At 41.5% G+C, this 14,557-nt stretch carries 14 protein-coding genes; 10 read left to right on the forward strand and 4 right to left on the reverse strand.

Translation table 11 applies throughout. The features are described from left to right. Positions 1 to 134: 134 nt before the first annotated feature. Positions 135 to 566, reverse strand: coding sequence for a VOC family protein (locus QNN06_RS01790; RefSeq protein WP_217034228.1), 432 nt, complete (start codon positions 564 to 566; stop codon positions 135 to 137). Positions 567 to 708: 142 nt separating this feature from the next. Between QNN06_RS01790 and QNN06_RS01795 the strand changes: the two genes are divergently transcribed. Further along, positions 709 to 1,251, forward strand: coding sequence for a DUF1697 domain-containing protein (locus QNN06_RS01795; RefSeq protein WP_213120870.1), 543 nt, complete (start codon positions 709 to 711; stop codon positions 1,249 to 1,251). A gap of 48 nt (positions 1,252 to 1,299) precedes the next feature. Here the strand turns inward: QNN06_RS01795 and putP are convergent, their stop codons facing one another. Beyond that, positions 1,300 to 2,775: a sodium/proline symporter PutP gene (gene putP / locus QNN06_RS01800; RefSeq protein WP_213120869.1), complete on the reverse strand. Its 1,476-nt coding sequence runs from the start codon at positions 2,773 to 2,775 to the stop codon at positions 1,300 to 1,302. 223 nt (positions 2,776 to 2,998) lie between these two features. Here putP and QNN06_RS01805 point away from each other — a divergent pair, with 223 nt between their 5' ends. After that, positions 2,999 to 3,553 carry a thioredoxin family protein gene (locus QNN06_RS01805; protein ID WP_217034230.1) on the forward strand — a complete coding sequence of 185 codons (555 nt, stop codon included), beginning with the start codon at positions 2,999 to 3,001 and terminating at the stop codon, positions 3,551 to 3,553. A 121-nt stretch (positions 3,554 to 3,674) separates the two neighbouring features. Here QNN06_RS01805 and plsY read toward each other — a convergent pair whose 3' ends face one another. Then, the gene (gene plsY / locus QNN06_RS01810) at positions 3,675 to 4,301 is read right to left on the reverse strand and encodes a glycerol-3-phosphate 1-O-acyltransferase PlsY (RefSeq protein ID WP_217034231.1); all 627 of its coding nucleotides are present in this window, start codon (positions 4,299 to 4,301) and stop codon (positions 3,675 to 3,677) included. A gap of 297 nt (positions 4,302 to 4,598) precedes the next feature. Between plsY and QNN06_RS01815 the strand changes: the two genes are divergently transcribed. From QNN06_RS01815 to QNN06_RS01825, 3 genes are all read left to right on the forward strand, one after another. Beyond that, positions 4,599 to 5,540 (forward strand): diacylglycerol kinase, encoded by a 942-nt coding sequence (locus QNN06_RS01815; protein ID WP_213120866.1) that lies wholly within the window; start codon positions 4,599 to 4,601, stop codon positions 5,538 to 5,540. 145 nt (positions 5,541 to 5,685) lie between these two features. Beyond that, positions 5,686 to 6,237, forward strand: coding sequence for a cysteine hydrolase family protein (locus QNN06_RS01820; RefSeq protein ID WP_213120865.1), 552 nt, complete (start codon positions 5,686 to 5,688; stop codon positions 6,235 to 6,237). Between the two features lie 63 nt (positions 6,238 to 6,300). Further along, on the forward strand, positions 6,301 to 7,770 hold the full coding sequence (locus QNN06_RS01825; RefSeq protein ID WP_213120864.1) for a nicotinate phosphoribosyltransferase: 1,470 nt from the start codon (positions 6,301 to 6,303) through the stop codon (positions 7,768 to 7,770). A gap of 205 nt (positions 7,771 to 7,975) precedes the next feature. On the opposite strand, the gene QNN06_RS01830 is transcribed toward QNN06_RS01825, so the two are convergent. After that, positions 7,976 to 8,296: a hypothetical protein gene (locus tag QNN06_RS01830; protein WP_213120863.1), complete on the reverse strand. Its 321-nt coding sequence runs from the start codon at positions 8,294 to 8,296 to the stop codon at positions 7,976 to 7,978. A 756-nt stretch (positions 8,297 to 9,052) separates the two neighbouring features. Between QNN06_RS01830 and rlmD the strand changes: the two genes are divergently transcribed. From rlmD to QNN06_RS01855, 5 genes are all read left to right on the forward strand, one after another. Beyond that, positions 9,053 to 10,423 carry a 23S rRNA (uracil(1939)-C(5))-methyltransferase RlmD gene (gene rlmD, locus QNN06_RS01835; protein WP_284036827.1) on the forward strand — a complete coding sequence of 457 codons (1,371 nt, stop codon included), beginning with the start codon at positions 9,053 to 9,055 and terminating at the stop codon, positions 10,421 to 10,423. Positions 10,424 to 10,732: 309 nt separating this feature from the next. Next, positions 10,733 to 11,569 carry an ABC transporter permease gene (locus QNN06_RS01840; RefSeq protein WP_213120861.1) on the forward strand — a complete coding sequence of 279 codons (837 nt, stop codon included), beginning with the start codon at positions 10,733 to 10,735 and terminating at the stop codon, positions 11,567 to 11,569. Then, on the forward strand, positions 11,562 to 12,341 hold the full coding sequence (locus tag QNN06_RS01845; RefSeq protein WP_213120860.1) for an ABC transporter permease: 780 nt from the start codon (positions 11,562 to 11,564) through the stop codon (positions 12,339 to 12,341). Before QNN06_RS01840 ends, QNN06_RS01845 begins: the two co-directional genes overlap by 8 nt. A gap of 41 nt (positions 12,342 to 12,382) precedes the next feature. Beyond that, positions 12,383 to 13,423: an ABC transporter ATP-binding protein gene (locus QNN06_RS01850; RefSeq protein ID WP_213120859.1), complete on the forward strand. Its 1,041-nt coding sequence runs from the start codon at positions 12,383 to 12,385 to the stop codon at positions 13,421 to 13,423. A gap of 55 nt (positions 13,424 to 13,478) precedes the next feature. Next, entirely contained in the window at positions 13,479 to 14,537 is a 1,059-nt protein-coding gene (locus QNN06_RS01855; RefSeq protein ID WP_284036828.1) for an ABC transporter substrate-binding protein, read from the forward strand. The last annotated feature ends 20 nt before the right edge of the window (positions 14,538 to 14,557 follow it).

Genomic DNA, 14,557 nt, shown 5'->3' on the forward strand with positions numbered 1-14,557 from the left:
TAGGTAGTTATGAAATTTTCATAACGCCCGAAGGAGCCCGGAATCCGATGCCAGGGAGTTATCAAGTGTTCATAAAGCCCTAAGTAGACTAGGCTCAGATTCCAGGTAGTTATGAAAATACCAAATCAAAATAATTAGAAAGAAATCATAGCCCCCCGCTCATCAAACACCGAGCTCGGGTTCCAGGCGACTTCCCAAAGGTTATTCTCAGGATCGGCGAAGTAGGCTGTCCGTCCGCCCCAAAAAGCATCGCTTGGCTCTCGTAAGATTTTTGCCCCTGCTTCACGAATTCTTCCCATCACTTCATCTACCTGTTCCTTATGGTCCACATTAATCGCCAAGGTAACAGGTCGATAATGTTCAACAGAGCCTCCAAATTCAATCCCGGCATCCTTCGCCAACTCCTCAATTGGAAACAGAGAAATAAGCACCCCAGCCGTCTTAAAAACAGCATACTGGTCAGAACTAAACTCGGTTTCCTCCCAGCCCAAAGACTTATAAAAAGCACGCAGTGCAGGCAGATTATAGGCACCAATAGTAACCAGGCTTACTCGTTGTGGAATCATCAATAAAACCTCCCAAAAATGTTTATTACTTATTTTTTCTCTAAACTTCCAAAAAACTCCTTCCCAAACCAGTTCAATTCGTTTATCCATGATAAGAAATGGTAAGATTGAAAGAAAAGCGGGAAAAAGTGAGGGGCTTAATATGACCATTTATATTGCACTGTTAAGAGGCATAAATGTTGGCGGGCACAATATTATTAAAATGGCAGACTTAAAAAGTCTATTGGAAGAGCTAGGGCTAAAAAAGGTCAAAACCTATATTCAAAGCGGGAACGTCCTATTTGAATCAAACGAGAAGCCGGAAAAGCTTACCCAACTGTTGGAAGATGAAATCGCCAAGAAATTTGGATTTCCGGTCCCCGTTGTTTTAAGGACAGCGGAGGGTTTTGAACGAATCATCCGGACATGCCCATTCCCGACGGAGTCTTTAAAAGAGGAAGAAAGTATACAGGTGGCATTTTTGGCAGGTCAACCTTCACAGGAGGGTGTTCAGCAATTGGGCTCCATCCAAAGTAATCAGGATGAATTTAAAATAGAGGGAAAAGATGTCTATTTGTATCTCCGTCAAAGCATTCGGACCTCCAAGCTGGCACAACAGCTTCCGAAGTTAGGTGTTCCTGCGACTGTGAGGAACTGGAAAACGGTAGTTAAACTCGATTCCCTAGCAAAAGCATTCAAAGAGTAAAAAAACGCCCGGATATTATTATCCGAGCGTTTTTAAATATCTATTCTATTACTGTTTCAACAACCGTACGCTTTCCTCAAACTCTTTCTCAACCACATCATTTTTCTTATACGTGATCATGCTGATAACAACAGATACGACAAGGTTGAAAACAAAGCCTGGGACGATTTCGTAAAGCGTATCGCCGAGTCCGGTATTTTTCCAAACGATAACTGTGACAGCCCCTACTATCATTCCAAACAGGGCGCCCCAGTTTGTCATCTTTTTCCAGAACAAGCTTAATAGGATGACTGGACCGAACGCGGCACCGAAGCCTGCCCATGCATAAGCAACAAGGTCAAGGATTGTGCTGTTTTGCTTAAAGGCAAGTGCAGAGGCAACAACAGCTACGATAAGTACTGCCATTCTCCCTAAGAAAACTAAATGTTTATCAGATGCCTTTTTGTTCACGACTACTTTGTACAAATCCTCAACCAGCGCACTGGAAGTAACGATCAACTGAGATGAAATTGTACTCATAATCGCTGCCAGAATCGCGGCTAAGGCAAATCCGGCAAATAACGGATGGAAGAAAATCTGGCTCAGCGAAATAAAGACTGCTTCTGGATTTTTTAACACATGCTCAGTATGCTCATGGAAATAAGCAAGTCCAATGAATCCAGTGAAAATCGTGCCAATTAGCGAGAAAATCATCCAGCCCATACCAATTCGGCGAGCGCTTTTTGTTTCTTTAACTGTTTTGATGGCCATAAAGCGGACAATGATATGCGGCTGGCCAAAGTAGCCAAGTCCCCAAGCCATTGCTGAAATAATTCCTAGAGTAGTAGTTCCTTTAAAAAAGTCAAGTAAGGTCGGATCGATGGCGCGAATCGTATCAAACGTTTCTGCTGGGCCACCTGTTTTAAAAATCCCAAGTGCAGGGACGAGAAGTAAAGCGATTAACATCATTAAGCCTTGAATGAAGTCGGTATAACTTACGGCTAAGAATCCGCCAAACAAGGTGTAGGCCACAACAACGCCGCCAACAATATAAAGTCCAGTATGATAGCTTGTACCGAAGGAATTTTCAAAAAAGACTGCTCCAGAAACCATCCCTGATGAAACATAGAAAGTAAAGAAAATAAGAATAACAATACCTGAAACAATGCGGAGCAATTTCGTGTTGTCTTTAAAGCGGTTTTCTAGATAGCTAGGAATTGTGATGGAGTCATTTGCTACTTGCGTATAAGAGCGAAGGCGCGGTGCAACTAATAACCAGTTCAGGTAAGCACCAATTGTTAAACCGATAGCAATCCAGGCATCGGCTAAACCGGTTACATAAATTCCCCCAGGCAGTCCCATTAAGAGCCATCCGCTCATGTCGGCAGCACCGGCACTTAAAGCGGTTACAGCAGGACCCAAAGAACGTCCTCCGAGCATGTAATCAGTTAAGTTACTTGTTTTTCGATAGGAATACCAGCCAATAAACAGCATCGCGGCCAAGTAAATTCCAATCGAAACAAGTTGTAAAGTTTCATTGGACATACATTTACCCCCTTTTTTTAAAAACAGAAAATATTTAGAATAATATTTTCTGCAGTATTTATATTTTATCTGTTTGCGGTATAAAATTCCACTACCAAAATATTGATTTACTAAAATAATGATTAATATTTTTAGAATAATATGATAGTCAGCTGCAAGCGGTGTTTTTGTAATTAATATTTAAAATGTTTATCATAAAAGAAAAAGGAAAGGTTGGGAAATGATGAATTTAAATGATTGGTTCGAAAAAGGAATGTCGGTCAATGAGTACATTGGCGCGATGACTCGAAATAAGGAACAAATGCTATCCATTTATGAGAAGTTTGCTTTAAAGGAAGAGGATTCAACCAGAATGGAAACGCTAAAGCCTCGGAAGTTGAGGGCAATTGTTTTGACAGAGGATTGGTGCGGGGATGCGCTGCTGAATAATCCGGTATTGCTGCGAATTGCCGAGGCAGCGGACATGGAAGTACGGATGGTCCTGCGCGATCAAAATCTGGAATTGATGGACCAATACTTGACCAATGGAACATCAAGGGCGATTCCAATCTTTATTTTTATCGACCAAGAAGGAAATGAAATAGGAGTCTGGGGTCCGCGCGCACCGGAAGTGCAGGCGAGGGTGGAAAGAGAACGTGCTGCCCTGCCGGACAAGGATGCAGAGGGTTTTCAGGAAAAACAGCTTGCTATGTATAAGCAGCTAGCTGCCTCGTATCAAACGGATGCCTCCATTTGGCAGACGGTTGCAAACAGCATCATGGCTGTCTTATTAAAGTAAAATGAAGGGCCCCGGCGACAAATACGGTCGATTCGGAGCCCTTTTTTAGCTAATGAGAAGAATAATTTCAACTACGCCTCATGAACCGTCCTAACGGACTCGCCAATCGGCGAGTTTCCATTTAAAATTTAATCCCGCCATTTTTAGGGGGAATCCGGTCTTTGCTTAAATTTTTGTCATTAATCTTTGGCTCAATCCCTAGAATGAAGTTTCTAATATTAGAACGGTGCAGGAAGATTAGCAAGAAGAAGAATAGGAGAAATATCAGTTCAAAATCCAGTTTCGGCGACATCAGATCAACGACCAGCAGGCTGAGTCCGACAGATATGGAACCGAAAAAAACATACTTGGTCAAAAAAATAACGGCAAAGAAGGTAATGTAAGCAATCGCGAGCAACGGAAGATTGGCAACCAACAAAGCGCCAGCGGTTGTGGCAATGGCCTTGCCTCCGCGAAAGCCGGCAAAGATGGGAAAGCAATGGCCAACTACTGCTGCGAGACCAAAGTAAAGCGGTTCTGCATCAAGCTGGAAAAAGTACGGGAGTGCCGCAGCCAATGCTCCCTTGGCTAGGTCGATCACCAGCACAAAGGCGGCGGACTTTTTACCTAAAACTCTCAGCGTATTGGTAGCGCCCGGGTTTTTACTACCGTGGTCACGGATATCAATACCGTAGACCAGTTTTCCTATAATCAATGCAGTTGGAATACTTCCGATAATATAGGAAGCGAGCAGCAGCCACGAGAACATTAGAATCATTCCCTTGTAATAGAATTTTTCTTTTATTCTATCATAAATAAATGGTATTATTTTGATTATTTTTCACGAATTGGAAACAGCGTATGTATGAAAGCTTTCGGGTCAGGGGCCGTCCATTTTTCCTTTTAAATTTAGTCCGCTTATTTTTTGCAAAAAAATAAAACAAAGGTATTATAGTAAAGGGACGTTTTTGCCTAAAAATAGGATGTAAGGCATAATTGTAACGCACCGCATAAATTGGTAGAATATAGAAATAATAAGCTGATATTAAAATTAGGATGATGATGGATGAAAAAAGCAAGACTGATTTATAATCCTACTTCCGGACGCGAATTGATCAAACGTCATTTACCGGAAATCCTTGAAAAATTAGAACTCGCCGGATATGAAGCATCTTGCCACGCGACAACAGGTGCGGGCGATGCGACAAAGGCGGCGCGGATTGCTGTGGAACGTCAGTACGATGTGGTCATTGCTGCCGGCGGTGATGGAACAATTAATGAAGTGGTTAACGGCATTGCTGAGCAGGAGTACCGCCCGAGGCTTGGGATTATCCCGGCCGGTACAACTAACGACTTTGCCAGGGCTTTGCACATACCGCGTGACCTTTCTGCTGCAGTTGATATTATCACACGCGGGGAGCTTATTCCTGTTGATATTGGACGGATTAATGACAAATACTTTATTAATATTGCCGGCGGGGGCAGACTTACCGAGTTGACCTATGAGGTTCCGAGCAAACTAAAAACCATGCTTGGTCAGCTTGCCTATTACTTAAAAGGAATGGAAATGCTGCCTTCGATTAAGGCATCCGACCTCAAGATTGAATATGATGGAAAAATATTCGAAGGGGAAGCAATGATGTTTCTCATTGGCTTGACCAATTCCATCGGCGGATTTGAAAGGTTGGCTCCGGATGCCTCTATTAACGACGGGTTGTTTTCGCTGCTGATTTTGAAAAAAGTAAATCTGGCTGAATTTATTCGGGTTGCGACACTGGCCGTCCGCGGTGAGCATGTCAATGACCCAAATGTGCTCTATACCAAAGCAAACCGGGTAAAGGTGTATTCTGATGAAAAGGTGCAGTTGAATTTAGACGGTGAATTTGGCGGCTTGCTTCCTGCAGAATTCGAAAACCTATACCGCCATTTAGAGGTCTTCGTGCCCTATGATGATATTCGTCCGAATGACCGGCCGACGGATTGGGTTCCGGGAAAACGATATAGCTAGAGGAAAAAATATATACAATCGCGAAAGTTCGTTCCAGATGGAGCGGACTTTTTTATAAATTTTTAATTGTGTGAAAAGGTTTCAAACACTGTGTATAATGAATTAAAGACATAAGTCATGACACGGTTAAAAGGAGCGATTTCACATGGGTAAAAGGGCGTTAATAAATATTGATTATACGTTTGATTTTGTTGCCGATGCCGGGGCATTAACCTGTGGCGCACCAGGGCAGGCTATTGAGGGGAAGATTGTAGAACTGACAAAAGAGTTTATTGCAAGCGGCGAATATGTTGTTTTTGCTATTGATGTTCACGACCAAGGTGATGAATTTCATCCGGAAACAAAGCTATTTCCGCCCCATAACCTGCGCGGCACCTCGGGAAGGGATTTATTCGGGGCGCTGCAGGAAGTATATGAGGAAAATAAGGAACGGAAAAATGTCCAGTATATGGATAAAACAAGATACTCTGCCTTTGCTGGGACAGACCTTGAAATCAAGCTGCGCGAGCGGGGAGTCACGGAGGTTCACCTAGTTGGTGTATGTACCGATATTTGTGTCCTCCATACCGCCGTTGACGCCTATAACAAAGGCTTTAAGATTGTTATTTACAAGGATGCGGTTGCTTCCTTTAATCCAGCGGGGCATGAGTGGGCTCTAGGCCACTTCGAACAGTCGCTAGGCGCTGTGGTTATATAGACTTATTAATGGTAATATGGGATATAATAGTAAAAAGCTGTATTAGTACCTCGGAGGTCAATTATGAAACACATTTATCATGATGATAGTTTAAGTCTGCATACAGATCTTTACCAGATTAATATGGCAGAGACGTATTGGAGGGACGGCATTCACAATAAACGGGCTGTCTTTGAATTGTTTTTCCGCAAGCAGCCGTTTGGAAATGGCTATGCCGTTTTTGCCGGTCTTGAAAAAGTCATCCAATTTATTCAGGGCTTTCGTTTTAGTGAGGAAGACCTCGAGTATTTGAAAAATGAAGTAGGCTACCAGGCTGATTTTTTAGACTATTTAAAAGGGATGAGTTTCACTGGAACCATTCGGTCCATGAAGGAAGGCGAACTTGTTTTTGCCAGTGAGCCAATTTTGCGAGTGGAAGCACCACTTGCGGAGGCGCAGCTCATTGAAACAGCCTTGCTTAACATTGTGAACTATCAAACATTAATCGCCACGAAAGCATCAAGAATCAAGCAGGTTGTCGGCACTGAAGTAGCGATGGAGTTTGGATCAAGACGGGCTCAGGAAATGGATGCCGCTATTTGGGGAACGAGAGCTGCATATCTAGGCGGCTTCGAAGCTACCAGCAATGTTAGAGCGGGGAAAATGTTCGGGATCCCTGTGGCCGGGACACATGCCCATTCCATGGTGCAAGCCTATAAGGATGAGTATACTGCTTTTCATAAATATGCCAAGACCCATAAAGATTGTGTTTTTCTAGTGGATACGTATGATACGCTTCGCCTTGGCGTGCCAAATGCCATCAAGGTGGCAAAGGAACTGGGGGACACGATTAATTTCATCGGAATTCGCCTAGACAGCGGGGACCTTGCCTATCTTTCCAAGGAGGCAAGGAAAATGTTGGATGAGGCAGGTTTTAAGGATGCAAAAATCTTTGCCTCGAGCGATTTGGACGAATATACGATTATTAACTTGAAGGCGCAAGGCGCGAGAATCGACAGCTGGGGAATTGGCACGAAATTGATTACTGCCTATGACCAGGCTGCATTAGGTGCTGTTTATAAAATCGTTTCGATTGAAAACGAAGCGGGTGAAATGGAGGATACGATTAAAATTTCTTCCAACCCTGAAAAGGTAACAACCCCGGGCCTGAAAAAGGTTTACCGGATTATCAATAATACAAACCATCATGCGGAAGGGGATTATATCGCGATGGAGGGTGAAAAGCTTCCAGAAAAGAAGCTGCGCATGTTCCATCCGACCCATACGTATTTAAATAAGGTGGTCACGAATTTTACAGCAAAAGAACTTCATGAGGATATTTTTGTAAACGGGGAATATGTTTATGAAATTCCTTGTTTGGAGGAATCCCGGGATTATTTAAAACAAAATTTGGCTGCTCTTTGGGACGAATACAAGCGGATGCTGAATCCAGAGCATTACCCGGTGGATTTAAGTCAAAAATGCTGGGATAACAAAATGAGAAATATCGAAGAAGTGAAAGAAAAAGTAGAAGCGATGAAAGAAGAAGAATAACAAAAGGCTGCCCCCGAAGTTCATCAATACTTAGGGGGCAGCCTTATTTTTATTTTTACTTTTGTTTAAAGAAATCGATAAAGGCATGGTAAATTTCGATGCCTTGGAAGGTCAGAAGCCCAGCTGCTGTTAAGGAAAAGTAACCAATCATTAATAGTCGGAACCACATTGCCATTTATATTTCCTCCCTTATTTTTAAATTTATTTAAAAAAGGGAGGCTTTAATCACATAGTTAGCTTGATAAAAAATGGGGATAAGAAAACTTTGCTTTCTGCTGAAGTTGGTCTGGAACAATTGGAGAAGTATTGCTGCGAAAGGCATGATAGATATAAGCAGGAAGAATAGATGCAGGTCAAATGGCTGTTTTTTCTCATCGTCCCATTGATGCTTCGCTGTCCAATCATCTAATTGAATGATTGCCTTGCTATCTGGATGGTGGTGGGGAGGCGAATTTGAAGAATGCAAAAAGGTGAAGGCCAGAAAGGCAAGAAACATGATGATCGAGAAGCCTTTTATCATCTTCATCGCGATCCACTCCTTCCAAAAGGGATAATTTAATCATATACACTATTATTATATTTTAAAACAAAAATATTCTGACAATTTTTGTGCCTATTTTACAATATTATTTTTTCAAGGACAAACTCGTATCCAAATCAGATGAAAATGTCTTTGATATGCCGGATCAAGGACAAAACTGGTTAAAAACCAAAAGGAAATGTCCTTGATAAGCGTTATGAAGGACAAAACCGGATGAAAACTAGAAGGAAATGTCCTTGATAAGCGTTATGAAGGACAAAACCGGTTGAAAAGCAGAAGGAAATGTCCTTGATAGGCGTTATGAAGGACAAAACTGGTTGAAAAGCAGAAGGAAATGTCCTTGATAAGTGTTATGAAGGACAAAACCTGTTAAAAAGCAGAAGGAAATGTCCTTGATAAGCGTTATGAAGGACAAAACCGGATGAAAACTAGAAGGAAATGTCCTTGATAAGCGTTATGAAGGACAAAACCGGTTGAAAAGCAGAAGGAAATGTCCTTGATAGGCGTTATGAAGGACAAAACTGGTTGAAAAGCAGAAGGAAATGTCCTTGATAAGTGTTATGAAGGACAAAACCTGTTAAAAAGCAGAAGGAAATGTCCTTGATAAGTGCTATGGAGGACAAAACCCGGTTAAAATCAGTAGGAAATGTCTTTGATAAGCCGGACAACGGTGCTTTTCGCATTTGATACTGCTTTATGTTAAAATCTTGCTAGTAAATAGAGACGTAAAGGAAGAAGCAAATGAGCAGAGCATTACCAGTCAATAAAAATGATTTTATAGATGTTATATTTGAAGACTTAACTCATGACGGGGCAGGGGTGGCGAAGGTGGAAGGCTATCCGCTGTTCATACCGAACGGTCTGCCAGGTGAAAAGGCGAAAGTCAAAGTCATCAAGGTTAATAAAAGCTACGGGATTGGGCGATTAATCGAGCTTTACGAAAGAAGTCCGTATCGGGTGGATATCCCTGACAGTGAGAAACCGAAATACGGAGGCTGTCAGCTTGAGCATATCAGCTACGAGGGGCAGCTAAAGTACAAGGAAAATCAAGTCAGGCAGGTACTCACACGGATTGGTAAATTGGAGGATGTGACAGTTCACCCGATTTTAGGAATGGACAACCCATCGCATTACCGGAACAAAGCCCAGGTGCCTGTCGGTGAAAAGGATGGCAAGCTGGTTGCCGGCTTTTTTAAGCCAAGAAGCCATGAAATTGTTGATATGGACGAAAGTGTCATCCAGTTGCCTGAAGTAAATGAAGCGGTTCAGACAACCAAGGAAATCTGCAGCCAGTTTGGGATTCCGGCTTATAATGAGGAAACACATAAAGGTGTTTTAAGGCATATTATGGCCCGGTATGGAAAACAAACTGGGGAACTCATGGTTGTGCTGATTACCAGAACGCCGGAAATCCCGCATAAAAAGGAGTTAATTGAAGAACTCATCGTCCGTCTTCCAAAGGTAAAGTCGATTGTCCATAACGTGAATTCAAAGCGGACAAATGTCATCCTTGGCGAGAAGACCAACCTTTTATGGGGCAGCGAAGTGATCTATGATTATATTGGCGATGTGAAATTCGCAATCTCAGCGTTATCCTTTTATCAGGTTAATCCTGTTCAAACGAAGGTGCTTTACGATAAAGCATTGGAATATGCGGATTTAGACGGTGAGGAAAGTGTCATTGATGCTTATTGTGGAATTGGTACAATCTCTTTATTTTTGGCGCAAAAGGCTCGGAAGGTTTTTGGTGTCGAAGTGGTTCCGGAAGCGATTGAAGATGCGCGCAGTAATGCGGCATTGAACGGAATGACTAATGCTGAATTCGCAGTAGGGGAAGCCGAGGTTGTTATACCAAAATGGTACAAGGAAGGCAATAAAGCGGTTGTGCTGGTCGTGGACCCGCCGCGCAAAGGCTGCGACGAGGCCCTCCTTCAAACCATCATCGATATGAAACCAAGAAAAGTGGTGTACGTCTCCTGTAACCCGGCAACATTGGCAAGGGATTTAAGGATATTAGAGGATGGCGGCTACAAAACACTGGAAGTCCAGCCTGTTGATATGTTTCCGATGACAACGCATGTTGAGTGTGTGGCGCAACTCATTTTAAAGTAAGGCAACTAACCGGTTATTAATATTTCTAACCGTGAAAAGGATTTATTTCTATACCAAAAAACCACTTCCTATAAAAATAGGGAGTGGTTTTTTGTTGATAATCTTCGTGAATGAAGGTAAAATTAATCATCTGATTACGATATCTTGTATTTAGAAATCTAATTCACGAACATTCAATGTGAATTAAATATATATTATTCGTATTTTTGTTGCCAAAGAGAAATTAATAAATTATAATACTCAATGAAAGGAATACAATTTATACTTGTTTACCAACATGAATAACCCTTTTTGAAAGTGAGGCCAGAAATGACACAGCGAAGAATCCCTTACATCATCTTGGCTCCAGGATTGATTCTTTTAATTTTATTCTTGGTGTTACCTCTTATTTCCGCCATTTACCCAACCTTCTTTGATGGAGGATTCACCTTGGCGAACTATACTTCGTTCTTCTTGGATGATTATAATTTTGGTATTTTTTGGCGGACGATAAAGATTTCACTGATTGCGACTTTGATTTGTGTAGTGTTAGGAGTTCCAACCGCCTTTTATATTTCGAAAAGTCCAAAAAAATGGCGTGGCCTGTTAATGTCGATTACATTGTTTCCGTTGTTAACGAATTCGGTTGTGCGAAGTTTTGCGTGGATCACCATTTTAGGACAAGACGGAATTGTAAATAATGCTTTAAAGAGCATGGGGTTAATATCAAAACCACTTACTTTGCTTTATACGGAATTCGCTATTGTGATTGGCTCTGTGTATCTCTTCTTACCTCTAATGGTTATTACTTTAGTGGGGATATTAGAGAACATTGATTCGGAGATTATGGAAGCTGCAGAAACGTTAGGCGCCAATCGCTTGGTAGCATTTATGAAGGTGATATTGCCATTAAGTGTGCCGGGAATTATTGTTGGGAGTATTTTAGTTTTTACAGGAAGTTTGACAGCCTATACTACCCCGCAATTATTAGGCGGAAACCGGAACATCATGTTAGCAACCTTCCTATATCAAAATGCGACTGCATTAGGAAACTGGCAGGGTGCCAGTGTCATTGCTTTGATTATGATTGCCGCGACTTTGATTGTGATGAAGCTATTCAACTGGGTTGCGGGCCGCATGGATAAGCGAGGTGAGGCAAGTGCGTAAAAATGTTGGTTTAAAAGTCTTTACGGGTTTGGTATTTGCATTTTTGCTAGTGCCTTTGCTGATTATTATCGTGACTTCTTTTGGAACTAATTCAACTATTCAATTTCCAATTAAAGGTTTTACCCTTGATTGGTACGGCAAGGTGTTTAGCAATGAGGCCTTTATGGACAGCTTTTTTCTTAGTTTAAAAGTAGCTTTTATTGCAACACTCTTGGCTTTGATTATTGGTGTACCAGCCGCCTATTCTTTGGCGCGTCATAAGGTTTTTGGACGAAATTGGATTAAGAGTTTCTTTCTTTCGCCAACAATCGTGCCTGGATTGGTTGTTGGGTATGCGATGTATCAATTTATCGTGATTAAGTTCCAATTCCCGATTATCCAAGGACTGTTGTTAGGCCATTTCTTAATTTGCCTGCCATACGTAATCCGGGTTGTGGGCTCAACGATAGAGCAGTTAGATTTTTCAATAGAAGAGGTTTCATGGACGTTAGGCTGCACAAAATTACAGACGTTTATCAAAGTGGTGCTGCCAAACATTACTTCGGGAATTTTTGCTTCCTTTATGCTTGCGTTCATTAACTCCTTTAACAATATCCCTGTTTCGCAGTTTTTATCAGGACCAGGTGTTACCATGCTGCCAACCAGCTTAATGAATTATATTGAATACAACTACGACCCATCCGTTTCGGCATTATCTGTTGTATTAATGCTTGGGACGATTGTTTTGATGTTTATTATTGAAAAAACATTGGGGTTAGCCAGTATTTCATAGGAACAGACAGAATCCAACAGCGACGGGGGTAGAACAGCATTATGTCCTATGTTGAATTAAAAGATATTCGTGTAAGTTATGATAACAAAGCTGATATATTAAAAGATTTAAATTTATCGATTGAAAAAGGAGAATTGGTCTCCTTATTAGGACCATCCGGATGCGGGAAAACAACCACTTTAAGAGTGATTGCCGGCTTAATTGAGCCAAATGATGGCGAGTTCGTGGTTGATAATAAAAACTTAACAAAAGTGCCCGTTCATAAACGGGAGTTTGGAATGGTCTTCCAAAGCTACGCCTTGTTTCCCCATTTAACAATTAAAGAAAATGTTGCGTTCGGTTTGAAATTACGCAAGGAAAAAAAGCAAACCATTGAAAAAAAAGTAAATGATATTTTAGCCATTACGGGGTTAGAAGAGCTGAGCAATCGTTATCCAAAGCAGCTCTCCGGCGGGCAAAGACAGCGTGTAGCTTTAGCTCGTGCCTTAGTGATCGAGCCGAAATTATTATTATTAGATGAACCTCTCAGTAACCTGGATGCGAAATTACGACTGCAGATGCGGATAGAAATTAAACGAATCCAAAGTCAATTGGGGATTACATCCGTGTTTGTCACGCATGATCAAGAGGAGTGTTTCTCAATTTCGGACAAGGTGGCCGTTATGAATAAAGGCGTAATCGAGCAGTTCGACACACCTGAAGAAATTTATAAAAACCCAAAAACGGAGTTTGTGGCCCGCTTTATCGGGTTTGAGAACTTCTTTAAGCTAGCACCTACTGAAGACTGGAAGTATAAAGCAGTCGATGGAACGGTATTCGAAAGTACCCGCCAATGGGGGCCGGCAAAACGTACAGGAACCATTCGTCCAGATGATATTGAGATTTCAGAGGGTACAGAGCCAAATGCCAATAATGCTGTATCAGGCAAGGTCAAGGTCCGTACGTTCCTGGGGAAATCCTACCAATATGAGGTTGAAACCCCGATTGGAACATTGCTGGCAAATAAAGCGGATGATGTCATCTACCAAGTAGGAGACATAGTTACATTATCTATCCCTGCTCACAAGCTAATCATAGTTTAATAGGCAAATAAATTTATTAATAAAAACTTACATCTAAGAAAAGGGGACATGAAAAATGAAAAAGACAATTGGTTTAGTAGGCTTAACTCTTGCAGCTGCTAGTGTACTGGCTGCATGCGGCGGCGGAGGCAGCACTGCAAGCAAGGAAAAACCAAAAACATTGGTTATCTCAACCTTTGGCTTAGAAGAAGATAAAATGCAGGAAGATGTCTTCAAACCCTTTGAGAAAAAATACAATGTAGACATTGTGTTAGAAACAGGTACAAGCTCTGAGCGTTTAACAAAGCTTAAAAGCAATCCAAACTCAACGGTTGATGTAATCGAATTGTCCCAATCCAATGCGGCTGAAGGTGTAGCAGCAGGTTTATTTGAAAAAGTAGACAGCTCCAAGGTTCCAAATATGGACAACTTAATCGATAGTGCAAAAGAATTAGCTGCGGATGGTTCTGGCCCAGCCTACACGTTAAACAGTATCGGAATTGTCTATAATAAGAAGACAGCAGGGAAAGAAATCAAAGAATGGAATGATTTATGGGATTCCTCTTTGAAAGGGAAAATTTCCATTCCAGACATTGCGACCACCTTTGGTCCGGCCATGCTTTATTTAGGAAGTAATCACGTAAATACTGAGATTTCAAAGGATAATGGTAAGGCAGCGTTTAAAGGAATCACTGATATAGCACCAAACGTGGTAAAAACGTATAGCAAATCATCCGATTTAGCCAACATGTTCCAGTCAGGAGAAATCACAGCAGCGGTTGTCGGCGACTTTGCTGTTCCGATGATTACCGAATCCAATCCGGATGTCGCTTATGTTGTACCGCAATCTGGGACTTACGCCAACTTTAACACTATCAATATCAACAAAAATTCTAAAAATAAAGATTTAGCTAATAAGTATATCAACTGGAGATTAAGCCAGGAAATTCAAGAAAAAACTGCCGCATCTCTAAATGAAGCACCAACCAATAAAAAGGTAGAGCTAAACGAAGAAACAGCAAAAAATAAAACATATGGTGATGTGGCAGCTCGTACAAAGAAAGTGGATTCACTATTAGTCAATAAGAACCTTGAATCTTGGATCAATCAGTGGAATAGAATTTTGAACAAATAGTTACAGTTAAGGAAAAGGGC

The sequence above is a fragment of the Neobacillus sp. 114 genome (assembly GCF_030127045.1).
Lineage (GTDB): Bacteria > Bacillota > Bacilli > Bacillales > Cytobacillaceae > Neobacillus > Neobacillus rhizophilus.

Bases quoted from the DNA above. Each gene is read 5' to 3' on its own strand.
- QNN06_RS01815 (WP_213120866.1), top strand. From the start codon at position 4,599: ATGAAAAAAGCAAGACTGATTTATAATCCTACTTCCGGACGCGAATTG.
- QNN06_RS01850 (WP_213120859.1), top strand. From the start codon at position 12,383: ATGTCCTATGTTGAATTAAAAGATATTCGTGTAAGTTATGATAACAAA.
- rlmD (WP_284036827.1), top strand. From the start codon at position 9,053: ATGAGCAGAGCATTACCAGTCAATAAAAATGATTTTATAGATGTTATA.
- plsY (WP_217034231.1), bottom strand. From the start codon at position 4,301: ATGTTCTCGTGGCTGCTGCTCGCTTCCTATATTATCGGAAGTATTCCA.
- QNN06_RS01820 (WP_213120865.1), top strand. From the start codon at position 5,686: ATGGGTAAAAGGGCGTTAATAAATATTGATTATACGTTTGATTTTGTT.
- QNN06_RS01795 (WP_213120870.1), top strand. From the start codon at position 709: ATGACCATTTATATTGCACTGTTAAGAGGCATAAATGTTGGCGGGCAC.
- QNN06_RS01805 (WP_217034230.1), top strand. From the start codon at position 2,999: ATGAATTTAAATGATTGGTTCGAAAAAGGAATGTCGGTCAATGAGTAC.
- QNN06_RS01825 (WP_213120864.1), top strand. From the start codon at position 6,301: ATGAAACACATTTATCATGATGATAGTTTAAGTCTGCATACAGATCTT.
- QNN06_RS01790 (WP_217034228.1), bottom strand. From the start codon at position 566: ATGATTCCACAACGAGTAAGCCTGGTTACTATTGGTGCCTATAATCTG.
- QNN06_RS01830 (WP_213120863.1), bottom strand. From the start codon at position 8,296: ATGAAGATGATAAAAGGCTTCTCGATCATCATGTTTCTTGCCTTTCTG.
- QNN06_RS01840 (WP_213120861.1), top strand. From the start codon at position 10,733: ATGACACAGCGAAGAATCCCTTACATCATCTTGGCTCCAGGATTGATT.
- putP (WP_213120869.1), bottom strand. From the start codon at position 2,775: ATGTCCAATGAAACTTTACAACTTGTTTCGATTGGAATTTACTTGGCC.
- QNN06_RS01855 (WP_284036828.1), top strand. From the start codon at position 13,479: ATGAAAAAGACAATTGGTTTAGTAGGCTTAACTCTTGCAGCTGCTAGT.